At 42.6% G+C, this 25716-nt stretch carries 21 protein-coding genes; 18 read left to right on the top strand and 3 right to left on the bottom strand.

Features of this window, described 5'->3' with window-relative positions; all coding sequences use genetic code 11:
- The first annotated feature begins 222 nt into the window (after positions 1 to 222).
- The 18 genes from SFRI_RS10660 (at position 223) to SFRI_RS10575 (ending at position 21820) form a co-directional block, all read left to right on the top strand.
- On the top strand, positions 223 to 957 hold the full coding sequence (locus tag SFRI_RS10660; protein ID WP_011637528.1) for a histidine phosphatase family protein: 735 nt from the start codon (positions 223 to 225) through the stop codon (positions 955 to 957).
- 55 nt (positions 958 to 1012) lie between these two features.
- Complete coding sequence (locus SFRI_RS10655; protein WP_011637527.1) at positions 1013 to 1783, top strand: SDR family oxidoreductase; 771 nt, start codon at positions 1013 to 1015, stop codon at positions 1781 to 1783.
- Positions 1784 to 1865: 82 nt separating this feature from the next.
- Positions 1866 to 2990, top strand: coding sequence for an NADH:flavin oxidoreductase (locus SFRI_RS10650; protein WP_011637526.1), 1125 nt, complete (start codon positions 1866 to 1868; stop codon positions 2988 to 2990).
- 90 nt (positions 2991 to 3080) lie between these two features.
- Positions 3081 to 4292, top strand: coding sequence for an acyl-CoA dehydrogenase family protein (locus tag SFRI_RS10645; RefSeq protein WP_011637525.1), 1212 nt, complete (start codon positions 3081 to 3083; stop codon positions 4290 to 4292).
- A gap of 208 nt (positions 4293 to 4500) precedes the next feature.
- The gene (locus tag SFRI_RS10640; protein WP_011637524.1) at positions 4501 to 5535 is read left to right on the top strand and encodes a phosphotransferase family protein; all 1035 of its coding nucleotides are present in this window, start codon (positions 4501 to 4503) and stop codon (positions 5533 to 5535) included.
- Between the two features lie 154 nt (positions 5536 to 5689).
- Positions 5690 to 6451: an SDR family NAD(P)-dependent oxidoreductase gene (locus SFRI_RS10635; RefSeq protein WP_011637523.1), complete on the top strand. Its 762-nt coding sequence runs from the start codon at positions 5690 to 5692 to the stop codon at positions 6449 to 6451.
- Positions 6452 to 6576: 125 nt separating this feature from the next.
- Entirely contained in the window at positions 6577 to 8382 is a 1806-nt protein-coding gene (locus SFRI_RS10630; RefSeq protein ID WP_011637522.1) for an acyl-CoA dehydrogenase, read from the top strand.
- Between the two features lie 386 nt (positions 8383 to 8768).
- Positions 8769 to 9230 (top strand): MaoC family dehydratase, encoded by a 462-nt coding sequence (locus tag SFRI_RS10625; protein ID WP_011637521.1) that lies wholly within the window; start codon positions 8769 to 8771, stop codon positions 9228 to 9230.
- Positions 9231 to 9287: 57 nt separating this feature from the next.
- On the top strand, positions 9288 to 10208 hold the full coding sequence (locus SFRI_RS10620) for an SDR family NAD(P)-dependent oxidoreductase (RefSeq protein ID WP_011637520.1): 921 nt from the start codon (positions 9288 to 9290) through the stop codon (positions 10206 to 10208).
- A gap of 130 nt (positions 10209 to 10338) precedes the next feature.
- A complete protein-coding gene (locus SFRI_RS10615; RefSeq protein ID WP_011637519.1) occupies positions 10339 to 11520 on the top strand; it encodes an acetyl-CoA C-acyltransferase in 1182 nt (393 codons plus the stop codon).
- A 106-nt stretch (positions 11521 to 11626) separates the two neighbouring features.
- Positions 11627 to 13297: an AMP-binding protein gene (locus tag SFRI_RS10610; RefSeq protein WP_011637518.1), complete on the top strand. Its 1671-nt coding sequence runs from the start codon at positions 11627 to 11629 to the stop codon at positions 13295 to 13297.
- Positions 13298 to 13351: 54 nt separating this feature from the next.
- Positions 13352 to 14416: a patatin-like phospholipase family protein gene (locus SFRI_RS10605; RefSeq protein ID WP_011637517.1), complete on the top strand. Its 1065-nt coding sequence runs from the start codon at positions 13352 to 13354 to the stop codon at positions 14414 to 14416.
- 85 nt (positions 14417 to 14501) lie between these two features.
- The gene (locus SFRI_RS10600) at positions 14502 to 15500 is read left to right on the top strand and encodes an NADP-dependent oxidoreductase (protein ID WP_011637516.1); all 999 of its coding nucleotides are present in this window, start codon (positions 14502 to 14504) and stop codon (positions 15498 to 15500) included.
- 182 nt (positions 15501 to 15682) lie between these two features.
- Positions 15683 to 17797: a molybdopterin-dependent oxidoreductase gene (locus SFRI_RS10595; protein ID WP_011637515.1), complete on the top strand. Its 2115-nt coding sequence runs from the start codon at positions 15683 to 15685 to the stop codon at positions 17795 to 17797.
- Between the two features lie 73 nt (positions 17798 to 17870).
- Positions 17871 to 18704, top strand: coding sequence for an AAA family ATPase (locus SFRI_RS10590; RefSeq protein ID WP_011637514.1), 834 nt, complete (start codon positions 17871 to 17873; stop codon positions 18702 to 18704).
- 6 nt (positions 18705 to 18710) lie between these two features.
- Positions 18711 to 19883, top strand: coding sequence for a vWA domain-containing protein (locus SFRI_RS10585; protein WP_011637513.1), 1173 nt, complete (start codon positions 18711 to 18713; stop codon positions 19881 to 19883).
- A 146-nt stretch (positions 19884 to 20029) separates the two neighbouring features.
- Positions 20030 to 20938: a haloalkane dehalogenase gene (locus SFRI_RS10580; RefSeq protein WP_011637512.1), complete on the top strand. Its 909-nt coding sequence runs from the start codon at positions 20030 to 20032 to the stop codon at positions 20936 to 20938.
- Positions 20939 to 21025: 87 nt separating this feature from the next.
- The gene (locus SFRI_RS10575) at positions 21026 to 21820 is read left to right on the top strand and encodes an SGNH/GDSL hydrolase family protein (RefSeq protein ID WP_011637511.1); all 795 of its coding nucleotides are present in this window, start codon (positions 21026 to 21028) and stop codon (positions 21818 to 21820) included.
- A 78-nt stretch (positions 21821 to 21898) separates the two neighbouring features.
- On the opposite strand, the gene istB is transcribed toward SFRI_RS10575, so the two are convergent.
- The 3 genes from istB to SFRI_RS10555 form a co-directional block, all read right to left on the bottom strand.
- Positions 21899 to 22657 carry an IS21-like element ISShfr5 family helper ATPase IstB gene (gene istB, locus SFRI_RS10570; protein ID WP_011637026.1) on the bottom strand — a complete coding sequence of 253 codons (759 nt, stop codon included), beginning with the start codon at positions 22655 to 22657 and terminating at the stop codon, positions 21899 to 21901.
- A gap of 28 nt (positions 22658 to 22685) precedes the next feature.
- Positions 22686 to 24230 carry an IS21-like element ISShfr5 family transposase gene (istA, locus tag SFRI_RS10565; protein WP_041412878.1) on the bottom strand — a complete coding sequence of 515 codons (1545 nt, stop codon included), beginning with the start codon at positions 24228 to 24230 and terminating at the stop codon, positions 22686 to 22688.
- Positions 24231 to 25137: 907 nt separating this feature from the next.
- Positions 25138 to 25476 carry a hypothetical protein gene (locus tag SFRI_RS10555; protein ID WP_041413570.1) on the bottom strand — a complete coding sequence of 113 codons (339 nt, stop codon included), beginning with the start codon at positions 25474 to 25476 and terminating at the stop codon, positions 25138 to 25140.
- Between the last annotated feature and the right edge of the window lie 240 nt (positions 25477 to 25716).

The following is a 25716-nucleotide window of genomic DNA, read 5'->3' as shown; positions in this document are numbered from 1 at the left end:
AGTCAAGTAGATTCGGTGCAATACAATAGTGGGTTAAATAAACGCTAACGTTGTCATTATTAATAGCAAGTACTGGTGTTCGAAAATAATTCCATGTTGCTTTCAAAGCGGTTAAACCTAAATTAACAACAATCTAAACAATCAGTTAAATAGTAATTTAAGTAGCTAGTTAATTTATTACTTTGGTATTGAACCATCATTTCATTCAGTTAGAGACCTCATATGGCAGCAATTTATTTGATTCGACACGGACAGGCATCTTTTGGAAGTACTGATTATGATCAACTGTCAGATAAAGGAAGTCAGCAAGCTGCGATATTAGGAGAGTATTGGCGTGCTAGAGCGATACCTAGCAAGTTTTATTGTGGTGATTTATTGCGTCATGGGCAAACGTTAACCAGCTTTGTAAAAGGCTATCAAGGTGAAACCACCCCAATGGTTATCCACTCTGGTTTTAATGAGTTTGACCATGTCGATATTTTAAAAAAATACAATGATCAGTGGCAAAACTTCGCAGAAATGAGCCATGAAATCAGTCAACGTAATGAACCCAATAAAACGCTACAAAAAGAATTTTCTCAAGCGCTCGATCGTTGGATAACGGGTGATAAAGACAATGAATACAAAGAGAGTTGGCCACAATTTAAGGCGCGTTGCATTCGGGCTCTGCAGAATATTATTGAACAAGAATTAGCAAAAAAACGTGAGATTATCACTGCCGGAAATCACATAACAAAATCAAAAGACGTTTTAGTGTTTACCTCCGGAGGGACAATTTCGGCAATTGTGCAGCACATTTTGCAATTGAACGATCGACAAACATTAGCCTTGAATCAACAGGCCAGAAATACAGCTGTTACTAAACTGTTATTTTCCGAAAATATGTTGAGTGTTGATTATTTTAATAACTACAGTCACTTAGAACAGGCTGGCGATGACTGGGTAACCTTTAGGTAATATCAGGGTACTTTAGCGCTTTGAACCATTAATCAAAAAATATAAAGGAAAAAACATGAACAATGTCAATTTGTTTGATTTAACAGGGAAGGTTGCCTTAGTGACTGGTGCAAGCCGTGGTATTGGCGAAAGTGTTGCCAAAGTATTAGCTCAGTATGGCGCCCATGTCATTGTATCAAGTCGAAAAATCGAAGCATGCCAGATAGTGGTTGATGATATTATTAAAGCCGGCGGCAGTGCACAAGCTATTGCGTGTCACATTGGCGACATGGATCAAATAGAGTCGATTTTCGCCGCCATTACAGAGCAACATGGCAAACTAGATATTCTGGTCAATAACGCTGCTGCTAACCCATATTTTGGTCACATTATTGATACTGACTTAATCGCCTTTCAAAAAACCGTTGACGTTAACATTCGTGGTTACTTTTTTATGTCGACCAAAGGCGCAAAATTAATGAAAGACAGTGGCGGTGGTTCAATCATTAATGTCGCGTCTGTTAATGGCGTCATCCCAGGCGACTTCCAAGGTATTTACTCTATTACTAAAGCGGCTGTTATTTCAATGACACAAGCATTCGCCAAAGAATGTGCCCAATTCAATATCCGCGTGAATGCTCTATTACCCGGCGGAACAGATACCAAGTTTGCTTCTGCGTTAGTTGATAACCCAGCCATTTTGAAACAAATGATGTACCACGTACCAATGAAGCGTGTGGCTCAGCCAGATGAAATGGCCGGCACAGTGTTGTATCTCGCCTCAAACGCATCAAGCTACACCACGGGTACGGCTATTAATGTTGATGGTGGCTATTTGATTGGCTAACTGTCTAATGAGGTAACCCATTACCGACAGTAAAAACAATATTGCAGACAAAATAAAAAATATAACAGGCTAGGAAGCACCCATGAACAGTGACAAAAACACCAGTATCGATAAGTTATTTGAATCATTTAACACTAAATCGTTATCACTTAAAAACAAAACCGTTATGGCGCCAATGACACGTGCGTTTTCACCAAATTACATTCCTAATAAAGAAGTTGCAGCATATTACCGCAGACGTGCTGAGGGTGACGTGGGATTAATTATTACCGAAGGCACATTTATTTCTCATAAAGCCGCTAACGGTTATGAAAACGTACCCGCTATTTATGGCGAAGCAGCATTAGCTGGCTGGAAACACGTAGTGGATGAAGTGCATGCGGCAGGTGGCAAAATTGCACCACAGCTTTGGCATGTAGGTTCTGTAAGAAAACCCGGCGTTGGCCCAGACAAAGAAGCCCCAGCTTATAGTCCATCTGGCTTGTATAAACCCGGTGCTAAAAATGGCGTTGCTATGTCCCAGGATGATATCAACGAAGTAGTTGCTTCTTTTGCACAAGCCGCATTGGATGCCAAAAACATTGGCTTTGATGCCATTGAAGTACACGGCGCCCACGGTTACTTAGTTGATCAATTCTTTTGGGAAGGCACGAACCAACGTGATGACCAATACGGTGGATCGTTAGAAAATCGTACTCGCTTTGGTGTTGAAATTGTAAAAGCGATTCGCGCCGCTGTGGGTGATGACTTTACGATTATCTTCCGTTTTTCACAGTGGAAACAACAAGATTACAGCGCAAAACTGTGTCAAACCCCTGCAGAGTTAGCAACATTTTTAGGTTTGCTAAGCGATGCTGGCGTCGATATTTTCCATGCCAGTACACGTCGTTTTTGGGTGCCTGAATTTGAAGGTTCAGACCTTAACTTAGCGGGTTGGACAAAAAAGCTGACCAATAAGCCTGTTATTACTGTTGGCAATGTGGGGTTAGACGCTGACTTTATTGGCGAAGGTAATGCCGATTTATCGGGTACGTCTAATCCAACTGGCATTGATGAGTTATTAGTACGTTTAAACAATAACGAATTTGATTTAGTCGCTGTCGGTCGCGCCTTATTAGTCGATCCGCAGTGGGTCAATAAAATTAAACACAAAGCCATCGCGGATATTAAACCGTTTAACAAAAAATCATTAACGTCACTCAGTTAACGTTTGCTGATCTGCTTGAGTCTTAATTGAAATATTAAGCCTCACTCTAGCACTGCTATTACACCGTAATAACCAATAGAAGGGTAGAACATGAATTTTGAATACAGTGAAAAAGTTCAAGCATTAATCAAACGTGTAAATGATTTTATGGATTTGAACGTGTTTCCGGTAGAAGAAGAAATGCACCGGCAGGTAGAGCTTGATCTTTGGTCAACGCCTCCGTTAATGGAAGAATTAAAAGCCAAAGCGAAAGCAGAAGGATTATGGAATTTATTTCTGCCCGTTGCTTACGGTAAATACAGTGCTGGATTGACTAATTTAGAATACGCACCGCTGGCTGAAATTATGGGCAAAGTGATGTGGGCATCTGAAGTGTTTAACTGTGCGGCACCCGATACCGGCAACATGGAAGTATTGGCTAAATACGGTAATGAAGCCCAGAAAAAACAATGGTTAGAGCCATTGCTAGAAGGCAAAATCCGTTCAGCGTTTGCCATGACAGAACCAGAAGTTGCCTCAAGTGATGCGACTAATATTGAGTTAAGCATTGAACGTGATGGTGACGAGTATGTCATTAATGGCCGTAAGTTTTACATCAGCGGCGCGTGTCGTAAGCAATGTGAAATTATGATCGTGATGGGCAAAACAGACCCAACCAACAGCAATCGTTATATTCAGCAATCACAAGTGCTTGTGCCAATGAACACCCCGGGCGTGACGTTAGTGCGGCCAATGAAAGTGTTTGGTTATAACGACGCTCCAGAAGGTCACGGTGAAGTGACGTTTACCAATGTTCGCGTACCGGTTGAAAATATTATTGTTGCAGAAGGCAAAGGTTTTGAAATTGCTCAAGGCCGTCTTGGCCCTGGACGAATTCATCACTGTATGCGCTCAGTCGGTATAGCCCAGCGCGCGTTAGATTTAATGTGTAAACGCGTTGGTGAACGTATTGTGTTTGGTCAACCGATGATCAAGCAACAGTCAGTACGTGAAGATATTGCTAAATCTGCCTGCCAAATTGAACAAGCCCGTTTAATGACCTTAAAAGCGGCGCAAAAAATGGATACAGACGGCAATAAAGCCGCCAAAGAACTGATTGCCATGATCAAAATTGTCGCGCCGAACATGTCTCTTGATGTGATTGACCGTGCTATTCAGTGCCACGGTGCAGTGGGTGTGAGTCAAGATACTTTCTTAGCACACGCATGGGCAGGCCAACGTACTTTGCGTTTAGCCGATGGCCCAGACCAAGTGCATATGATGCAGTTAGGTCGTGATTTAGTGAAAAAGATTACTGAATAAATCGATAAGTCGCAGATATCAGCAACAGATTGAAACGCATAACTGCGTTTCAATCTAAATGCCGTGTCACCGATCAGATCGCAATTATTTATGAGCATTGATTGCTAAACATTGATTGCTAAACATTGGATCGTAAACACTGATTCAAGCTGACTAATTTTAATGACTGCGATCCAATGACTAAGAATAACAACAAGAGTATTGCCAAATGCCCCAAGTATTATCAATTAATAATGAACAGCTGACTGCTTACTTACAAGATCAAGTCGATGGTTTTAAAGGCCCGATTACCTTAGAAAAGTTTGCCGGCGGTCAGTCTAATCCGACGTTTAAAGTGTCCGCAAAATCGGGTGTGTATGTGTTACGCCGTCAACCTTCAGGCAAGTTATTAAAGTCTGCTCATGCTGTAGATCGCGAATATCGGGTCCTTAATGCTTTAAAAGACAGCGATGTGCCTGTAGCAAAAGTATTCCATCTGTGTGAAGACATTACGGTTATCGGTTCAATGTTCTATTTAATGGAATATTGCGATGGCACTGTTTACTGGAGCGCATCGTTAGCCGAGATAGACTCCGATGAACGCCGCTCAGCGATGTACAACGAAATGAACCGAGTATTGGCGGCTTTGCACAGTGTTGATGTTGATGGCGTTGGCTTAAGTGATTATGGCAAAGCGGGTAACTACTTTGAGCGCCAATTGACTCGCTGGACATCGCAATATCGGTTAACCGAGCTTAAGAAAATTTCTGCAATGGACCAGCTAAGTCAGTGGCTTGATGACAACTTACCCGAAGATGATGGCCGTGTGTGTTTAGTCCACGGCGACTTTAGATTAGACAACATGATGTTTGCCAAAGATAAGCCACAGGTTATAGCGTTGCTCGACTGGGAATTATCAACATTAGGTCATCCATATGCCGACCTTGCTTATCAATGCATGCAATTACGTATGCCAGCTGGGATGGGCAGTATTGATGGTTTAAAAGATATCGACCGTGGCAGCTTAGGCATTCCGACTGAACAAGAATATGTCGATTTATATTGCCAACGTATGGGCATTGAACGGATTGAAAACTGGGTTTTTTACCTTGCGTTTAGCTTCTTCCGTTTAGCGGCGATTGCGCAAGGGGTGGCAAAACGTGCCGCAGAAGGCAATGCATCAAATGAACATGCCAATAAAGTGGGGGCGTTCGTTGAGCCACTGGCACAAATGGCATTGCAGGTTGTCGCCCAAGAAAAATAGCAGCGTTTTATCAACGACATTTACCGTGATAAAGCGACGTTAACACTCATTTTAATAGTTAATACTTAAGATTGAAGTTAAGAACAAATGATAAAAAATAGATAAACAGACACTCACTATAACAATAAGACCATCAATTACAGGAGTTACTCGCATGGATCCATTATTAGACTTTACTGGCAAAGTCGCCGTTATTACAGGCGCCGCACAAGGTTTTGGTAAATTATTGGCCGAAGAGTTAGCCAAACGTGGCGCTAAGTTAGTCATCAGTGACATTAACGAAGCTGGCGTACATCAAGTGGCCGATGCCATTGCCGCGACAGGTGCAGAAGTGGTCGCAATGAAATGCGATGTGTCTAAGAATGAATCCTGTAAAGCCATGGTCGATACTGCAATTGAATATTTTGGCCGAGTGGATATTGGTGTTAACAATGCCGGTATCGCACACGAGTTTATGCCGCTGCACCACATTGACGAGTCCATTATGGACAGCCAGTTTGCGATTAACGTTAAAGGTGTGCAATTTGGCATGCGTCACCAAATACAACAAATGCTTAAACAAGGCGAAGGCGCCATCCTCAATGTCAGTTCAATGGCTGGTTTAGGTGGTGCAGCTCGAGGCAGTGCTTATGCTATGGCAAAACATGCTGTTATTGGCTTAACTAAAACCGGTGCAGTGGAATACGGCCGTGAAAATATTCGTATTAATGCAATATGCCCATTCTTTACTCTCACGCCGATGGTGACCAACTTTGCTGACGAAGAAAAGCAAAAGAAAATGGCCCGTGGCGCGCCAATGAATCGTTTAGCAGAGCCAAAAGAAATCGTCGCAGTGATGCTAATGATGTTATCTCCCGCCAACACTTATATGACAGGACAATGCATTGCCGTTGATGGCGGCGTGTCAGCATTTTAAGCGGATGTAGCGGTTGTTGATGGACGCTATTGACGGACATTTTTGAGACTCATTAATAAGTCTAAACATGGTAAGCAGATGCCAACATCGGCCTCTGCTTAGTCACAAGATAAGAAGAGAATATTATGCCTGCAACGTTAATGAATGAACGCGATCTCGAATTTATGCTTTACGAACTGTTTGACAGTGAAGCGCTAACGAGCCGAGCACGTTATCAAGATCACGATCGCCAGACCTTTAATGAAGTTGTCACTACGGCAAAAGCGATCGCAGAAAAATACTTTCTTCCTATCCGTCAGAAATTGGATACTCACCAACCGACATTTGATGGTAAAAAAGTGCATATCATTCCAGAACTTAAAACCGCAATCGATGCGGTTAACGAGTCTGGTATTGGTTCTGCTACTGCAGATTATGATTTAGGTGGTATGCAATTACCGCCGATTATCGCCAGTGCAGCAGCCTCATTTTTGAGTGTGGCTGGCGGTGTCGGTATGGGTTACAACATGTTAACCACAGCCAACGCCAACTTGTTGCAAGCACATGGCAGTCCAGAACTGATTAACACTTGGGTTAAGCCCATGCGCGAAGGCCGTTTTATGGGCACCATGGCCATGACCGAACCTGGCAGTGGCTCGGCTTTGGGTGACTTAATTACCAAGGCAGTCAAGTCGGACGACGGTACTTATCGCATTACTGGCAATAAAATTTATATTTCAGGCGGAGACCATGATTTAAGCGACAACATCGTTCATTTGGTGTTAGCACGAATTCAAGGCGCACCAAAAGGTGTGAAAGGTATTTCGTTATTTGTGGTACCTAAGTTTTTGCTTAATGAAGATGGTTCAGTCGGTGAAGACAATGAGGTCGCTCTCGCTGGGCTATTTCATAAAATGGGTGGCCGCGCGCAAACCTCAACTGCTCTGAGTTTTGGTGAAAAAAATGGCTCAATAGGCTATTTGGTCGGTGAAGAACATTGCGGTTTAAAGTACATGTTCCACATGATGAATGAAGCTCGCATCATGGTGGGTACCAGTGGTGCGGTATTGGCTGTGGCTGGTTATCAATATTCAGTCGATTACGCTAAAAACCGTCCGCAGGGTCGACTACCCTCGTGTAAAGACCCGCAATCCCCTATGGTCAACATCATTGAGCATGCTGATGTAAAACGCATGTTATTAGCGCAAAAAGCCTATGCAGAAGGGGCAATGGCGTTAGTGTTGTATGGGACTCAATTAAGCGATGACGAACGTACTGCAGACACCAGTGAGCAGCGTGAACATGCCCATACTTTATTAGATTTTTTAACCCCAATCATTAAAACCTGGCCATCTGAATATGGCCCTAAAGCTAACTCTTATGCTATTCAAGTCATGGGCGGGCATGGTTACATCAATGAACATCCAGTTGAGATGTTTTATCGTGATAACCGCCTAAACCCAATACATGAAGGCACCACGGGAATACAATCGTTAGATTTGATCACCCGTAAAGTGCCGATGAATAAGATGCAGGGTTATAAAGCCACCTTACACGAAATAACTAAAACTATTGAACAAGCCAAACAATACGACAGCTTGAGCGAATATACCCAGAAGCTAAGCGAAGCGGTAGAGACATTAACGCTGACAACCGAAGCCGTCCTTAACGGCATGGCAACGAAGAATATCGATTTAGCCTTAGCCAACTCAGTTAAGTATTTAGAGTTGTTTGGCCATGTCATTATTGCATGGTTATGGCTTAAACAAAGTATGGTTGCCACCAAAGCCTTAGCACAGCAACCGCATCAAGCTGATGAGTTTTTCTATAAAGGTAAGTTACAGGCATCGCAGTATTTCTATCGCTTTGAATTACCCAAAATTGCGGTGTGGTCATCTCTGTTGAGGAGTACTGACAGTACCAGTTTTGACATGCAAGCCGACTGGTTTTAGCCTAAATTGAATGATGTCCAAGTTGGTCATAGTCATCATCGGTTATCACTGACTGAGCTGAGTTATTTGTAGGTAAGTTGATTCCCTAGATGAGTATTACCAGTCAGACTTTGCCTATAGTTGTATTTTGATTCACGGGGTGATTTCTCAATTATAGCTAGTATAAATCCATTGTTATTAACGCATTACTCATTAATTGGGTAATGCGTTTTTGTTATGAATCCCCGACGTGTTAATTCCTTTTCAACACTCTAGACTATTCATATTGCGAATGTCTTGGTATCAAAACTATTCATTTGTTTAATGTGCTCAGCCCAATTAGCATGAGATATCGCTTAAATTTCATTCATGGACAGTACTTTTAAAGTACAAGAGGAAAGGGAACAATGCCGACAGTCATCAATCGTAACGACATCACAAACTATATTGGCTTCCAAGCCGAGCCAACAGGCTGGTATCAAATCACTCAAGATCAGATTAATCAGTTTGCGGATTGCACACTGGATCATCAGTTTATCCACGTAGATGAAGAAAAAGCCAAAGCCACGTCTTTTGGCTCGACCATTGCCCATGGCTTCCTGTCACTTTCCATGTTGTCACATTTTGCTGAAGAATTTAGCGTCATCATTGACGGTTTTTATATGGGCTTGAATGCCGGTTTCGATAAGGTGAGATTTTTACAGCCGGTTACCGTTAATAGCCGCATTAGAGCACACGCTAAAACCCTTTCGATTGAAGAAAAGAAACCAGGACAATTCCGTTTATCAACCGAAGTAACCATTGAAATTGAAGGTGTAGATACTCCGGCATTAGTGGCTGAGTGGATTTCTGTGCAAATGGTCAAGTAATCAGACATATAACTACATTATAACAAGATGATTTATCAGTATATTGAGGGAACCAACATGACGATCAGTTTTGCAGGACAAGTAGCCATAGTCACAGGTGCCGGTAATGGTTTAGGCCGCTCACATGCATTGGAACTCGCTAAACGTGGCGCCAAAGTCGTGGTAAATGATTTAGGTGGCGCACGCGATGGTAGCGGTGCATCTTCTGCAGCATCACAAGATGTGGTTCGTTTAATTGAAGAAATGGGCGGTGAAGCCATTAGTCATGGCGCAAACGTAGCCAACTTTGATGAAGTACAAGACATGGTGCAGCAAACCATGGACAAGTGGGGCCGTGTCGACATTTTAATTAATAATGCAGGGATTTTACGCGACAAATCGTTTTCTAAAATGACCTTAGATGACTTTAAGCTAGTGATGGATGTACACGTGATGGGCTCAGTAAACTGCACTAAAGCGGTATGGGAAATCATGAAGCAGCAAAATTATGGCCGCATTGTGATGACCACATCGTCAAGCGGCATGTACGGTAACTTTGGTCAGTCTAACTATGGTGCAGCCAAAATGGCAGTGCTTGGGTTAATGAATACCTTAGTGCTTGAAGGTGCCAAAAATAACATCCACATCAATGCGTTGGCCCCAACAGCGGGCACGCGTATGACAGAAGATTTAATGCCAGAAGAAATCGTTAAAGCCTTCGCGCCAGAGGCTGTTACTGCTGGCATGCTGACCTTGTGTGATGAACTTGCGCCAACTCGGTTTATTTTATGTGCTGGTGCGGGCGGTTATTCAAGTGCCAGTATTTTTGAAACCGAAGGCTGTTTTATTCCTAAAGCATCACAAACCCCAGAAGCGGTGCGTGACAACTGGGCGCAACTCACTGCGCAAGATAATCAAAAAGCATTGAAGTCTGGAGCTCAACAAGGCGAGAAGTTTGTGATGAAGGCGATGGCTTTTATGAAGTCGCAACAGCAATAAATTATTCGATGCGGATTGAGCTTGATATTAATGGCGATACTGCATGAGCAGCAAAACCATTAACAGTAAGCTCGCACTAGCAAACATAAAAACTACATGTCTTTAAAGACAGATAAACAAAGGAATTACCATGAGAGAAGCCGTTATTGTATCTGTAGCAAGAACCCCGATCGGTAAAGCATACCGTGGCGCATTTAACGATTTATCTGCACCGACATTAGCCGCAGTTGCTGTTAATGCAGCCGTTGAACGTGCGGGTATTGACCCGAATGAAATTGAAGATTGTATTTTTGGTGCTGCGTTAACTCAAGGTAACCAGGGGATGAACTTTGGTCGTCAAGTGGCCATGGCGGCAAAACTGCCAGTGTCTGTGCCTGGTATGACGGTAGATCGTCAATGTTCATCAGGATTAATGTCTATTGCTATCGCGGCTAATCATATTGTTTGTGATGGCGCCAACGTGGTAGTTGCTGGCGGTTGTGACTCAATCAGCTTGGTTCAAAACGATAAAATGAACATGCACCGAGCCGTCGACCCAAGTGTTAAAGCGTATCGTCCAGCGATTTATATGCCGATGCTTGATACCGCCGAAGTGGTTGCTAATCGTTATTGCATCTCGCGTGAAGCACAAGATGCTTATGCATTAATCTCGCAACAACGCACTGCTGATGCACAAGCTGCAGGTAAATTTGATGACGAAATTGTGCCTGTTACGTGTACAAAATTGGTGATGGATAAAGCCAGCAGAGATATCACTAAAGAACAAGTCACCTTAACTCAAGATGAAGGTAATCGTCCTTCAACCAATATTGAAGGCTTAGCGGGTTTAAAAGCGGTAAAAGATAACGGCTCAATTACTGGCGGTAACGCATCGCAACTGTCTGACGGTGCTGCCGCTGTTGTGGTAATGGAACGAAAACTCGCTGAGCAACGCGGTCTTAAGCCGTTAGGTGTTTACCGAGGCATGGTGGTTGTAGGTTGTGAGCCAGATGAAATGGGCATAGGTCCAATTTTTGCCATTCCTAAGTTGCTTGAACGTCATAGTTTGAATATTGATGACATTGGTTTGTGGGAAATCAATGAAGCGTTTGCGGTTCAGGTCATTTACTGTGCAGAAAAATTGGGCATTCCATATGATCGTTTAAACGTCGACGGCGGCGCAATTTCTATTGGTCATCCTTATGGCATGAGCGGTACTCGTATGGTGATGCACGCGTTAATTGAAGGTAAACGTCGTGGTGTTAAATACGTGGTGATCAGTATGTGTATTGGTGGTGGTCAAGGCGCTGCAGGTTTATTTGAAGTGTTGTAAAACTGAGTGTAGGTTAGTGTTTGTTAAGGTGTGTTAAGAATAAAAATAATAATCACAGCAGCCGAGTTAGGCAGCTGACAATATTGTAATAATTGGGGACAGTATTATGGAAAGGATTTGGCTAGAAAAGAGTTATCCGCCTGGGGTTGAGTTTGAAATTGATCCAGATAAATACAACTCGTTGGCAGATTTGTTTTTAAAATATACCAAGTTATATGCCACTAATACGGCGTTTATCAACATGGATGTCAGCATTACTTATCAACAGCTTGCCCAGCAAGCGACAGACTTTGCAGCCTATTTACAGCAAGACTTAGGGCTAGTGAAAGGCGATAAGTTTGCCATCATGATCCCCAATACACTGCAATATCCTATCGCATTATTTGGTGCACTTATCGCAGGCTTAACTGTGGTGAATGTTAATCCACTGTATACCCCACGTGAATTAGAACATCAATTAAAAGACTCTGGCACTAAAGCTATTTTAATTTTAGAAAACTTTGCCCATGTATTGCAGGCAGTCATTGATAAAACCGATGTTAAACATGTTATCACCACTGGTGTGGGTGACCGATTAGGCCTGATTAAAGGCGCATTAGTTAACGGCGCGATTAAGCACGTGAAGAAATTGGTGCCAGCGTTCGATTTACCTAATGCGGTTAAATTTAATGACGCCATGGCAAAAGGCAGCAAACAAACCTTTAAGCCAGTTGATGTTATCGGTTCTGACTTAGCCTTTTTACAATACACTGGCGGCACTACAGGCCCTTCAAAAGGTGCCATGCTGACTCACCGTAATATGGTTGCCAACCTTGAGCAGTCCAATGCGGTTACCAAGAACGTTTATGAAATAGGCAAAGAGCTGATTATCACTGCATTGCCGCTTTATCATATCTACGCACTAACCTCTAATTGCTTAGCCTTCTTGCCATTTGGTGGCACTAACTTATTAATCACCAACCCAAGAGACATGGCCGGCTTTGTTAAAGAACTGGCTAAATATCGCTTTACCGTGATTACGGGTGTGAACACCTTGTTTAACGGACTGTTGAATACTCCAGGGTTTGATCAACTTGATTTCAGTGCATTAAAAATGGGTTTTGGCGGCGGAATGTCGGTGCAAAGGCCGGTTGCAGAACATTGGGAACGAGTGACTAAAAGTCGTTTACTTGAAGGCTATGGATTAACAGAATGTGCGCCATTAGTGACAATGAGCCCTTATAACCAAAAAAGCTACAACGGCTCGATTGGCTTACCGGCATCATCAACCGATATTCGTTTAGTGGGTGCCGATGGTGAAGATGTTGCATTAGGTGAACCTGGTGAAATGTGGGTTAAAGGCCCGCAAGTAATGAAAGGCTATTACAATCGCCAAAAAGCCACCGATGAAGTATTAATCGATGGTTGGTTGGCAACCGGTGACATTGCCACTATGGACGAAAATGGTTTCTTTAAGATTGTTGACCGTAAAAAAGACATGATTAACGTGTCTGGTTTTAATGTGTTCCCTAACGAAATTGAAGAAGTGATAGTGTCTCATGAAGGCGTACTTGAAGCCGCTGCGGTGGGTGTATCTTGCGATATTACTGGCGAGCGCGTCAAAGTGTATATCGTGCGTAAGGACCCAACATTAACAGAACAAGATATTTTTGATCACTGCAACAAAATGCTGACTAACTATAAACGTCCTAAAATCATTGAGTTTATGAATGAATTGCCTAAAAGCAATGTGGGTAAAGTATTGCGTAAAGATCTTCGGAATCAGGCACAAGCATAAAATAACAAGGGCAGCTGTCGGCATGTATTGCGGCAGTTTAATAATAAGAATCATATGTTAGAAATATATGCCGGTAAAACGGCTTTAAAAACAATACAGCAACAGGGGTTTACTCCAGAGTTATTCAGCTCTTTTCTTGGTGCCAGTGGCGGGCCTAAATGGTTCACCTTACTGGGCTTAGACAAATACCTTTTTGGTGAGTTTTTTAAAGGCAGACAACAACCTTTAAACCTAATTGGATCAAGTGCTGGCGCTTTTCGCGCTGCGTGCTTTGCCCAAAATGACCCGGTTGCGGCGATAGAACGTTTAGCCAAAAATTACAGTGAAACTGTTTATTCAAATGACACTAAACCACAACCAGATGAAATAACAGCCAAAGCAGTTGAGTTACTTGATGAGTTATTTGGTGACACTGGTGCAGATGAAATAATTAATAACCCAGTCTTTAAAGCCCATTTTATTGTGGCTAAATGCAATGGATTGGTTGCATCAGAAAATAAAATCAAGCAAGGGGCAGGCTTATTTAATAGTTTTATTAGAAATACCATCAGTAGGCCTCTGCTTAATAGTCAGTATGAGCGTTACATTTTTCAACATGGTCAAAGCAATTTAAGCATTTATGATCCTGACAATATTGCTACCACGTCCATGGCATTGAGCCAGCGTAATATTAAAGCGGCGCTGTTAGCATCTGGCTCTATTCCTATCGTTATGCAAGGCATAAAAGACATTGCCGACTGCCCACAAGGCATGTACCGCGATGGTGGGATTATTGACTATCATTTTGATTTTAAAATTCAAAATGAAGGCTTAACTCTGTATCCACATTTCAGTTCTACATTAAAGCCTGGCTGGTTTGATAAAAACCTGTCTCGTAAAGCGCGTTTACAACACTACGACAAAACCGTGCTTTTATGTCCATCTGCTGAGTTTGTTGCATCACTGCCGTTTAATAAAATCCCCGACCGTAGTGATTTTGTCGAAATGAAACCGGCGCAGCGCTTACATTATTGGCAACAGGTATTTGTTGAAAGTGAAAAGTTAGCTGAACATTTTAAAGATTTTTATCAACAACAGAATATTCACAGTATTAAAAGCATTGAGCCGTTACTCGCTTAATGGCGACAAGATTTCATTTTTTGGTATCAATTAAGCACTTGTCATTAATATTTTGACGATAACTCATTTAAAAAAGGATTTGAACATGACCACATATAAAGCCATTAACTTAATCGCACGCCCAGAGGGCGGCCCAGTCGGCCCTGAATTGTTTGAAGTGGTCCAAAAAGAAATGCCAAAAGTGGCACAAGGGCAATTTTTGGTGAAACAGAACCATATGTCACTGGATCCTGCCATGTTTGGTTGGATGAGCGCAGACACCGAAAGCTATATTCCACCAGTTGAGTTAGGTGATGTGATGCGCAGCTCAGGCATTGGTGAAATTGTTGAAAGCAATCACCCTGATTTTAAAGTGGGCGACCGCGTAATGGGCATGATGGGCTGGCAAGAATACTTTTTAAGTAATGGTGCAGGGTTAAATAAAGTCACCGCGCCATTACCAGACGAAGCTATTTTATCGGTATTCGCCTTACCGGGCTTAACTGCAACACAAGGTCTTTTCAACGTAGGTAAACCACAAAAAGGTGAAACTATTGTGGTTTCTGGCGCGGCAGGTTCAGTTGGCTCTATTGTCGGCCAATTAGCCAAAGCAGATGGCCTAAGAGTGATTGGCGTTGTCGGCAGCGACGAAAAAGCAGATTGGATAGTAAACGAGCTTGGTTTTGACGGCGCAGTTAATTATAAAACCGACGATATAGCAGCAAAGCTTGCCGAGTTAACCCCTAATGGAGTTGATGTGTATTTTGAAAATACTGGCGGTCCAATTCAACATCATGTGTTTGCCAGAATGAATGCCCATGGACGTATTGTGGTGTGCGGCATGATTGCAGACTACCCGAAAGCGGTTCCTGATTTAGGCCCAAATTGGATCCAAGTGATTAAAAAGCGCTTGATTATCCAAGGTTTCACCATGCCAGATCATTTCGGTGATGTGCCTGCATTACTCGAAAAATTAACCCCTTATGTGATGAAAGGGCAAATTAAGCATCGTGCCCACGTATTAAATGGACTTGAGTCTGCAATGACTGGCTTGAATTTGTTTTTTACCGGTAAAAACAAAGGCAAGTTAATCGTCAAACTGTAACTGCTATGGCCATCAGCAATCGATAAGCCTTATTTATTAATGGGGCATAACTGAACTTAGCCACCACATAACCTCGCCAAATAAACCTAATAGCACAGTCAGCATTGTGTTATTAGGTGCGTTATTAGCTGAGTTATCGCTAGCAGTTCAGTTACATTCATTTTCCAAGTCAGGCGATATATATGAGCGACATAAAAACCCATTATAGAAATTGCAATATTTGTGAAGCCATGTGTGGCTTGGAAATCAGCTATCAAGACAAACAGATTTTGTCGATCAAAGGCGATCAACTCGATCCCTTCAGCCAAGGCTATAACTGCCCTAAGGCGTTGGCTTTAGAAGATTTTTATACCGACAAAGATCGCTTAAAAACACCGATTAAGCGTACCGGTTCTGGCTGGAAAGCCATTAGTTGGGATGACGCATTTAGCGAAATTACCGATAAGTTCAAAAGTATTCAGCAGCAACATGGCAAAAATGCATTAGCGGTGTATTTAGGTAACCCTAATGCGCATAGCTTAGGCAATGCATTGGTGCTTAAACCTTTTATGAAGTCGCTTGGTACCGTGAATCGGTTTAGCTCAGCTTCGGCTGATCAATTACCTCATCATGTTGCGTCTAACTTTATGTTTGGCGCAGGCATGTTAATTCCGGTTCCGGATATTGATAGAACTGACTTTATGTTGATCATTGGCGCTAATCCGGTGGTATCAAACGGCAGCATGATGACCGCGCCCAATGTGATAGGGCGAATGAAAGCGATTCAAAAACGTGGTGGAAAAATTGTTGTAGTGGACCCGCGTAAAACCCGCACCGCTAAAATTGCTGATCAGCATTTATTTATTCGACCTGAAAAAGATGCACTGTTGTTACTGGCATTAATTCACTGTGTGTTTGCCAATGATAAAGTTAATTTACGTCATTTAGATAACATGGTTGAAGGGTTTGATGAGGTAGCCAATCTTGCCAAGGCCTATTCGCCAGAAGCCATAGCAGAATTTGTCGGTATTGATGCTGTAAGTATTCGCATGCTTGCAGATGACATGGCAGCTGCAGACTCTGCGGTGTGTTATAGCCGCATGGGCGCGTCAACTCAAACGTTTGGCGGCTTATGTTTATGGCTCACCAATGTGCTCAATATTATTACCGGCAATTTTGACCGTGCCGGTGGGGCGATGTTTCCACAACCCGCTTTTGATTTATTACGCAATCATAAACGTGGCCATAAAAGCTCATTTGGTCAACATCAAACTCGTGTTCGTCAATTGCCATTCTTTAATGGCGAGTTTCCGGTAGCAACCTTAGCAGAAGAAATACAAACCGAGGGTGAAGGGCAAATTAAAAGCCTCATCACTGTCGCGGGCAATCCTGTTTTGTCAGCGCCCAGTGGCCATAAATTGGCACAAGCTTTTGCAGGCCTTGAATACATGGTGTCGGTTGATATCTATTTAAATGAAACCACTAAATACGCAGACATTATTTTACCTGGCACCACAGGAGTAGAGAACTCCCACTTTGATATTTTCTTTAATTCATTTTCGGTGCGCAACACGGTCAAATACTCAGCACCATTATTTGAAAAAGAGCCTGATCAACGCAGTGATTGGCAAATATTAAAAGAGATATCAGCCAGAATGCTAAACCTGCCTGCCGATGACCCAATGCAAAACGTTACCCCAGAAATGATACTGGATATGGAGCTTAAAAAGGGCCCGTATGGCGATCAAGGCATCAGCTTGCAAGCGTTAATCGACAATCCGCATGGTATTGACCTTGGCCCATTAATGCCCTGTATCGAACAACGCATTAAAACCGAAAATGGTAAGGTTAATTTATTCCCGCAAGTGTATGTTGATGACTTACCACGCTTGAATGCCGTGATGACTCAAGCAGCTCGTGATAACAGATATCCATTTGACTTAATTGGCCGACGATTAGTGAAAAGTCATAATACTTGGACACAGAACTCTGAGCGGTTAACTAAGGGTAAAAATCCGTGTACTTTAGAAGTGCATTCTGAAGATGCTAAACAGCTTGGGATAACACAGGGGCAAATCGTGTCAGTCAGTTCTGCCGTTGGCCAAATCAAAATCGAAGTGACAATTACCGACGATATTCAACAAGGTGTTGTGAGTATGCCGCAAGGGTGGGGCCATAATCAGCAAGGCACCAATATGTCGGTGGCTTCTGCCCAACCTGGTGTGAGCATTAATGATTTAACGGATGCGGCTAGAGTTGATATGCTAACGGGAAATGCAGCATTTAATGGCACTCCAGTGGCCATTCACGTGGCTTAAAGCCTAATATTTGCACAAGCTAATACATAACAAGCTTTGCGACGACAAAGTGACATAAATGAAAAGGTTGACCATGTTTAAAAGTACAGATAACTACATTGCCTCAAACGAGCTTACTTTAGCGGTAAATGCGGCCATAGCCTTAGAAAAACCGTTATTAATTAAGGGCGAACCGGGCACGGGCAAAACACAGTTAGCAGAAGAACTGGCTCGGTCACTTAATTGTAAACTGTATCAATGGCACATTAAGTCGACTACCAAGGCGCAACAAGGCTTATACGAATACGATGCAGTATCACGCCTACGCGACAGCCAGTTAGGTGATGCCCGCGTGCACGACATTGGTAACTACATCGTTAAAGGTAAATTGTGGCAGGCGTTTGAAGAAGATCAGAGATCGATTTTATTGATTGATGAAATTGACAAAGCCGACATCGAGTTTCCTAACGATTTATTGCAAGAACTCGATAAAATGGAGTTTTATGTGTATGAAACTCAACAGGTTATCAAGGCTAAACAACGTCCTATTATCATCATTACCTCTAACAACGAAAAAGAGCTGCCAGATGCATTTTTAAGACGCTGTTTTTTCCACTACATTAAGTTTCCAACCAAAGATGAAATGGCAAAGATCATCGACGTGCATCATCCTAATGTTAAGCAGGACTTGTTACAGCAAGCATTAGAAGTGTTTTTCGATTTACGTGACGTCAATGGGATTAAGAAAAAACCCTCGACATCAGAATTGATCGACTGGCTTAAGCTACTGATATCAGACGATATCTCTCAAGACACTTTGCTCGATAAAAAATCAGACATTATTCCTTTGTTTGGTGCATTGCTTAAAAATGAACAAGACGTTTCATTAATTGAAAAGCTGGCTTTCATGAGCCGCAGAAACAGGTAGTGCATTGTGTTTATTGATTTTTTTCTGACCCTAAAAAAGCACAAAGTACCGTGTAGCTTACGTGAGCTACTCGACTTAATTGCGTTATTAAAATCTGGGGTTGTGTTTGCAGATGTGGAAGAGTTTTATAACCTTGCGAAAATTGTCATGGTTAAAGATGAAATCCACTACGACAAATACGACAACGCCTTTGCTGAGTATTTTAAAGGCATCGAAAGTATTGATATTTTTGATAAAATTCTACCTGAAGATTGGCTAAGAAAGGAGTTTGAAAAGCACCTTTCACAAGAAGAAAAAGACAAGCTTAAATCCTTAGGTGGGCTTGAAGCATTAATGAAGGCGTTAAAAGAACGTCTAGAAGAACAGAAAAAACGCCATGCTGGCGGTAACAAGTGGGTTGGTACGGGTGGCACTTCGCCCTTTGGTGCCTACGGCTATAACCCTGAAGGGATTAGAGTCGGCCAAGATAAAAACCGTAACAACAGTGCTGTGAAAGTATGGGATAAACGCGAGTTTAAAAATTTCGACCAAGACCGTGATCTTGGGACCCGAAATATTAAATTAGCGCTTAAAAAACTCAGAAAATTTGCCCGCACTGGCGCCAGCGAAAAGCTTGATATCAATACGACTATCCGTTCCACTGCACAAAATGGCGGCATGTTAGATGTGCACATGGAACCGGAACGTCACAACGCCGTTAAAGTGTTGATGTTTTTCGATATCGGCGGCTCTATGGATGATTATATTCATACATGCGAAGAACTCTTTTCTGCGGCGCACGGCGAGTTTAAACATTTAAAATTCTTTTATTTTCATAACTGTGTGTACGACAAAGTCTGGCAAGACAATAACCGCCGCTTTGATAAAGTGATTGATTTAGAAGAAGTCATCAGAACATTTGGGGCCGATTACAAAGTCATATTTGTCGGCGATGCGACCATGGGTCCTTACGAGATTATTGCTAAAGGCGGCAGTGTTGAGCATTGGAATGAAAAGCCCGGCATTGAATACATGAATCGATTGCTGGGACATTTCAATAAAATCGCCTGGCTCAATCCACAACCAGAAAGTCGCTGGCCAATACATCACTCTATTTCCATTATTCAGCAGTTAGTAAACAACAAAATGTACCCGTTAACAGTAGATGGCATTGGCCGCGCGATTAAAGATCTTAGTTAATAGCAGTTCGTTTTATTGATGACAGATCCAGTGAGGTAAACACTCACTGGATCTGTAAAGGTAAGCTAAGCCATGTGGTTTATTTAGCTTGAGGTTAAATTACTCAGACAATATTGATAGAAAACATAATAAGGAAGAGCAGTAATATGGAATTTTTACGCACCGACGACAGTTTTTTTGCCAATTTGCCTGACTACCAGTTTACAGCGCATTACTTAACCGTTGATGACACTGAAGGTGGTGAACTGAGAGTCCATTATCTTGATGAAGGCCCTAAGGATGCCGCGCCAATATTGTTATTACATGGTGAGCCGACCTGGAGCTTTTTGTATCGCAAAATGATCCCCATTCTTGTTAAAGCCGGACATCGTGTTATTGCCCCTGATCTTATCGGTTTTGGCCGTTCAGATAAGCCGACAAAACGTCACGATTATACCTATCAACGTCATGTTGATTGGATGAAGTCATTTATGCTGCAACTTATTCTCACCGACATTACCTTGGTTTGCCAAGATTGGGGCGGGTTAATTGGTTTACGTTTAGCCGCCGAAGAAAGCGAGCGTTTTGCACGAATTGTGTGTGCTAACACCATGTTGCCTACCGGTGACCATCCGCCGGGTGAAGCCTTTACAAAATGGCGTCAGTTTTCACAAGACGTTGCAATATTCCCAACGGGCAACTTAATTAACAGTGCCTGTGTATCGACTTTAACGGTTGAGATTATTGCAGCATACGATGCGCCGTTTCCGGATGAGCGTTATAAAGAAGGCGCGCGCCAATTTCCGTTATTAGTACCAATCACCCCAGACGATCCTGCAGCTGATAAAAACCGCGCCGCGTGGAAAGTATTGAATCAATGGAAAAAGCCATTTTTAACAGTCTTTAGCGATTCAGACCCGATTACTGCGGGCGGCGATGCCTTGATGCAAAAGCTCATTCCTGGAACAAAAGGGCAAAAACACACCACTATCGTTGCTGCAGGGCACTTTTTACAAGAGGACAAAGGCGAAGTATTAGCGGATGTTGTAGTGAATTTTATTGCTGATAATCGTTAACGGTCGATTTTGCATTTAATGAACATCTAGTGCTGAGTAAGTCGAAATTAGGGTTCGATTAATCGTCATTGGTATTAAGGATAAACAATGTTGTATCAGGGAGTGTCACTCATTTTAGCACCGTTGTTGGTGTTTCAGGGGCTTAACGTTCGTCGTACTACGCCAAGGCTGCCTGAACCTGAAGGCGAACGAGTGGGGCAAACTGGTGCTAATCCTGCTCTGAGCTTATTAATTTTAGGTGACTCAGCGGCGGCTGGCGTTGGAGTTGCATTTCAACAGCACGCATTATTAGGGCAGGTTATTGAGCAATTAAGTCCTCAACTTGAGTTTAGTTATGGCTTGTTTGCTAAAACAGGCTCAACAACATCGACCACTTTACAAGCCTTACAAGAGCAGATTGATATCGCACATCCTATACTCGGGCAAACGCATTTTGACGTCATCGTGACATCGTTAGGGGTGAATGACATTACCTCATCTATCAGTTGCGAGAAGTGGTTGCTGCAACAAAAAGCATTATTTGAACTGATTACAAAGCGATACACACCCAAATTGATCTTGGTCACAGCGTTACCGCCTTTGGGGCTATTTCCTGCATTGCCTCATCCACTTCGCTGGAGTTTAGGTCAGCGTGCAAATCAATTTAACCGCCAGTTACAGCAATTACTTATTAAGTTGAATCAACAAGTCGACCAACCGACAGATTTCAGATTAATTAAATTACCATTAGAAAACCCACAACCCGACATCACTATGCTGGAGTTTATGCGTCAAGTGATGGCCAGCGATGGGTTTCACCCAGGAGCACCAATATATTCAGCGTGGGCTAATTTGGTTGTTGAGCAAATAGTTGGTGGTATTAAATCTGCAGCTATTGCGTAATACCATGATGCCGATCGGTCAATACCATTCAAGCCGATCACTTTTTTGTTCGCCAGTAGACCTCCGTAAAATCTAGCTTCAGTGATCGGCTTCAGTCAAGGTATTTAGTTTTTTTCGCATCGATTCGCCTTTTAATTCCAACTTTATTGCTCCGTGAACAAGTCGATCTAGAATCGCATCAGCATGTGTCGATTCTCCTATCATTTCATACCAATTTTCGATCGGTAATTGACTGGCAATTAATGTCGATTTTGTATCATATCTTGCATCAATTAATTCCAATAAATCACTACGTTGTTGAGCCGTTAATGGCTCTAATCCCCAATCATCTAAGATCAGTAAATTAGCAGAGCTAAGCTTGTTGATCAGTTTTCGATAACTACCATCGGCTTGCGCTAAGAACATCTTTTCTAATAGCTCCTTGAGCCTAAAATAATAAACGCTACTCCCTTGTTGGCAGTGGTTTTGACCAAGAGCGCAAGCGAGGTAAGTTTTGCCACACCCCGTTGCTCCCGTAATCAAAATATTTTGGTGAAGGCGAAGCCATTCACCTTGTGCTAATGAACGGATCTGAGTTTTATCGAGTTGTCGTGCTGCGCCATAGTTGAGTTGAGCAAGCGTGCCGCCAACTCTGAACTTTGCTTGTCGAGTTAGGCGGTCAATTTTACGCTGGTCACGCTGCGTTATTTCATGCTCAAGCAATAAACTTAGCCGCTCTTCGAAGCTTTGTTCTACGTATAGATTAGGTTGTTCAAGTTGCTGTAATAGCGCATCACGTATGCCGCTTAGCTTTAAGTTACTTAACTGGTTATTGACTTGTTGATTGATATTTTTCATAAGATTTCCTTTGATTGGTTAGTTTTTATTAATGGTAATAGTTATTGCCGCGGATATTTTTATGATCAATATCTTGTAGCGAATCACCCTGAGCTTGTGGCAAGGGTTGCTTATCCAAGCCTTTTTCTAAGATGGTTTTCACTTGTTTTACGCGAGTAACACCTGTGGCTAATGCGCGATGACAGGCGGCTTCAAGACGTTGGTCTGTAAACTTCTTGCCTAGGCTTAATAACCCCATACAAGCACGGTAGCTTTGCTCTGGATGCTTTTTAGCTTGCATCAATTGCATAACAAACTGCTCGGTTGATTTACCAAACTGACTTGCCCAGCGCTCAAATCGCTGCGGTGTCCATTGCTGTTGTTTTTGGTGAGCGATAGGCATATGTAGCTCAAGTGTTGTATGCGCACCTTCTCGGTATGATCTGGGGTGAACAGCGACTCGTATGCCTTGATGGTAGAGTGTCACCAATTTTCCTGAGGCATGTGCTTCAAGTTTTTGCTTGATCAAGGTATGTGGCACTGAGTAATAGTGCTTTTCAATCTCAATATGATAATCAATATGTACTCTCACTTGTTTCACTAAGGTGTAGCTGTAAGGCTGCAAGGGCAATGGTTTTAACGCTGGTTTATCAATGGCTTCAAATTGACTTAATCGTGAGCCAGGATGTTTTTTCATTTGTCGCTGATTTAAATCGATGAGTAATTCTTGAATCTTTAGATTTAATTGACGCAAGCTAAAAAAGGTTTCATTACGAAGACGTGCCATGATCCAACGTTCAACAATTTGTACACCCACTTCAGCCTTGGCTTTATCCTTTGGTTTATAGGGTCTTGCAGGCACAATGACGGTATCGTAATGCGTCGCTAGTTGTTGGTAGGTTGGGTTTAAGTCAGGCTCATATCGGCAGGGTTTGGTGACGGCACTTTTAAGGTTGTCAGGAATGATCTGCTCAGGAACACCACCAAGAAACTCAAAACAACGGGCATGACTCATCACCCAATCTTCAAGTTTCTGGCTGTAAGTCGCTTCGGCATAGGTATAATTTGATGCCCCCATGACCGCGACGAATACTTGTGCAGTACGGCATTCGCCTGTACTTCTATCAACAATACTCATGGTTGGGCCACAGTAATCCACAAACAGTTTTTCACCAGCTTTATGGTTTTGTCGCATCGAGGGTTTTTGGCATTTAAGCCATGCCTTGTACTGACGGCAGAAGTGAGTGTAACTGTAAAAACCTTCCGCGTGCCGCTCTTTGTATTCTTCCCAAAGCAGCAACAACGTCATGGTTTTAGGCCGAAGCTCTTGTTGAACTAACGACCAGTCAGGAATGGTAAAGCCTTTTAAACGAGGCTTTGTTTTGAAAAACGCTTGTTGTAGAGAGTTATCATCCCACTTCTCATCAAGCGGCCAGCAAGTAATGTCTAGCTCTGCTGATTTACAGGCATATTTAGACACGATTGAGGGTGAAACAGATAAGCTTTTTGCTATCTGACGATGACTGAGTTTACAGCCGTATTTTAGTCTTAAAATTTCTTTGAGTTTACGCATTGAAATAGGTGCCGTTGGCATGGTCATTCTCATCATCAAAAATGAAAAGAATAACGGTTAAAAACACCTACGGGCAGACAAAAAAGTACAAAAAACGAACGGTACTATTCAAGCCGATCACTCAATACTATTTTGACCGAAAAGTGATCGGCATCGATGGTATTGAGTGATCGCGATGAATGGTATTAGGTGATCGGCTTAGATGGTATTAGGTGATCGCGATGCATGAGAATATGCAGCTATTGAATGAAATAGGTATTTTCTCATGTGTTGCTGCCTATTATGAGTCGGATATATGGCCTGTGGCCACAAACGTCGTGGCGCTTCACCCACACCAGACCAAAAGGAAACCAACGGCTGTTCCCTCTTTACTCTTTATAAAAGAATTGGCCCAGCCGCCCCGCAACATTTTCTCTATTTACAAAACAACAGCTGCGAAAAGATCGCCATGGGATTTATCTAGCTTTGGACTTCGTTTGTAGACTGCTTTGGCCCATCTTGTAATAAGGAGTGAAAATCCTAACGCTTCCGATGGGAATCTGATGTGAATGGATTCACGAATGTCGTGATGGCAAGGTCAATGATGTTCCCGACATCATAATGACATTCCCCATATCCATATGGGTCAGATGCCAAAGAACGACCTGTACCTCGAAAGCTAAGCTCACATCTGATAGGCAGGATGCCTGAATGCCTTGTAGCACATGGTCAATGATGTTCCCTACATCCTAATGACATTTCCAATATCCTTATCGGTCAGATGTGCGAGGAAGGCCATGTGAGCATCACGAATTCTTGTATAAAGAGTCTTCAACGTCCTCGAGTTCAGAGTTGATTCACACCCTTTGAAAGTAAAGTATTTAACTTATTTATGCCCCATTCCTTCCTAGGGATGCCAATTCGCCAATTTCAACTTACTGAATAATTTTCAGTCTATTCGGGTAATAAAGGTTTGCAAGTCATCCACAAAAGCTACAAAGCCGCCGTGATAGATAAATACCCGACCATGCCCCTCAACTAAGCAGGCAAGCTGTGGGTCCAAATCTTCTTCGTTACCCTGTCTTTGATATGTACCGATATCGGTGATTACGCCGCTGAGAGTAGGCAAATATCTATAAGTTCGCTTTGCCTGATCAACCAGGTTCAATTCGCTGGCGGTAGAGAAGCAAGAGGGTATCGTACCTGCTTCTTCGATAAACATAGTTTTGAGTTCTTCAAAAGCTGTGATAACTAGCCAGTCGATGCCGTTAACATGATGGATAAACATTGAGTTTCTCGGTAATTCTGATGCGGAGATTTTAACATGATCAGGGGCAGAACGTAGTAGAGATTTAGTAATGCTGTGCAATTTACGGTCATTCACTAGGCCACCTTGAAACACGTCTTTGCCCCATAATGAGTTTGAAATATGGCCTATGGCCACTAACGTCGTGGTGCTTCGCCCACACCAGACCAAGAGGAAACCAACGGCTGTTCCCTCTTGGAACTCCCAACCGCCCCGCAACAT

The organism is Shewanella frigidimarina NCIMB 400 (assembly GCF_000014705.1).
Taxonomy (GTDB): Bacteria; Pseudomonadota; Gammaproteobacteria; order Enterobacterales; family Shewanellaceae; genus Shewanella; species Shewanella frigidimarina.
Note: the sequence above shows the minus strand (reverse complement) of the source record. Positions and strands in the feature narration are given on the sequence as shown.

Coding starts and splice junctions, on each gene's coding strand:
- SFRI_RS10660 (WP_011637528.1), top strand. CDS start 223: ATGGCAGCAATTTATTTGATTCGACACGGACAGGCATCTTTTGGAAGT.
- SFRI_RS10655 (WP_011637527.1), top strand. CDS start 1,013: ATGAACAATGTCAATTTGTTTGATTTAACAGGGAAGGTTGCCTTAGTG.
- SFRI_RS10650 (WP_011637526.1), top strand. CDS start 1,866: ATGAACAGTGACAAAAACACCAGTATCGATAAGTTATTTGAATCATTT.
- SFRI_RS10645 (WP_011637525.1), top strand. CDS start 3,081: ATGAATTTTGAATACAGTGAAAAAGTTCAAGCATTAATCAAACGTGTA.
- SFRI_RS10640 (WP_011637524.1), top strand. CDS start 4,501: ATGCCCCAAGTATTATCAATTAATAATGAACAGCTGACTGCTTACTTA.
- SFRI_RS10635 (WP_011637523.1), top strand. CDS start 5,690: ATGGATCCATTATTAGACTTTACTGGCAAAGTCGCCGTTATTACAGGC.
- SFRI_RS10630 (WP_011637522.1), top strand. CDS start 6,577: ATGCCTGCAACGTTAATGAATGAACGCGATCTCGAATTTATGCTTTAC.
- SFRI_RS10625 (WP_011637521.1), top strand. CDS start 8,769: ATGCCGACAGTCATCAATCGTAACGACATCACAAACTATATTGGCTTC.
- SFRI_RS10620 (WP_011637520.1), top strand. CDS start 9,288: ATGACGATCAGTTTTGCAGGACAAGTAGCCATAGTCACAGGTGCCGGT.
- SFRI_RS10615 (WP_011637519.1), top strand. CDS start 10,339: ATGAGAGAAGCCGTTATTGTATCTGTAGCAAGAACCCCGATCGGTAAA.
- SFRI_RS10610 (WP_011637518.1), top strand. CDS start 11,627: ATGGAAAGGATTTGGCTAGAAAAGAGTTATCCGCCTGGGGTTGAGTTT.
- SFRI_RS10605 (WP_011637517.1), top strand. CDS start 13,352: ATGTTAGAAATATATGCCGGTAAAACGGCTTTAAAAACAATACAGCAA.
- SFRI_RS10600 (WP_011637516.1), top strand. CDS start 14,502: ATGACCACATATAAAGCCATTAACTTAATCGCACGCCCAGAGGGCGGC.
- SFRI_RS10595 (WP_011637515.1), top strand. CDS start 15,683: ATGAGCGACATAAAAACCCATTATAGAAATTGCAATATTTGTGAAGCC.
- SFRI_RS10590 (WP_011637514.1), top strand. CDS start 17,871: ATGTTTAAAAGTACAGATAACTACATTGCCTCAAACGAGCTTACTTTA.
- SFRI_RS10580 (WP_011637512.1), top strand. CDS start 20,030: ATGGAATTTTTACGCACCGACGACAGTTTTTTTGCCAATTTGCCTGAC.
- SFRI_RS10575 (WP_011637511.1), top strand. CDS start 21,026: ATGTTGTATCAGGGAGTGTCACTCATTTTAGCACCGTTGTTGGTGTTT.
- istB (WP_011637026.1), bottom strand. CDS start 22,657: ATGAAAAATATCAATCAACAAGTCAATAACCAGTTAAGTAACTTAAAG.
- istA (WP_041412878.1), bottom strand. CDS start 24,230: ATGCCAACGGCACCTATTTCAATGCGTAAACTCAAAGAAATTTTAAGA.
- SFRI_RS10555 (WP_041413570.1), bottom strand. CDS start 25,476: ATGTTTATCCATCATGTTAACGGCATCGACTGGCTAGTTATCACAGCT.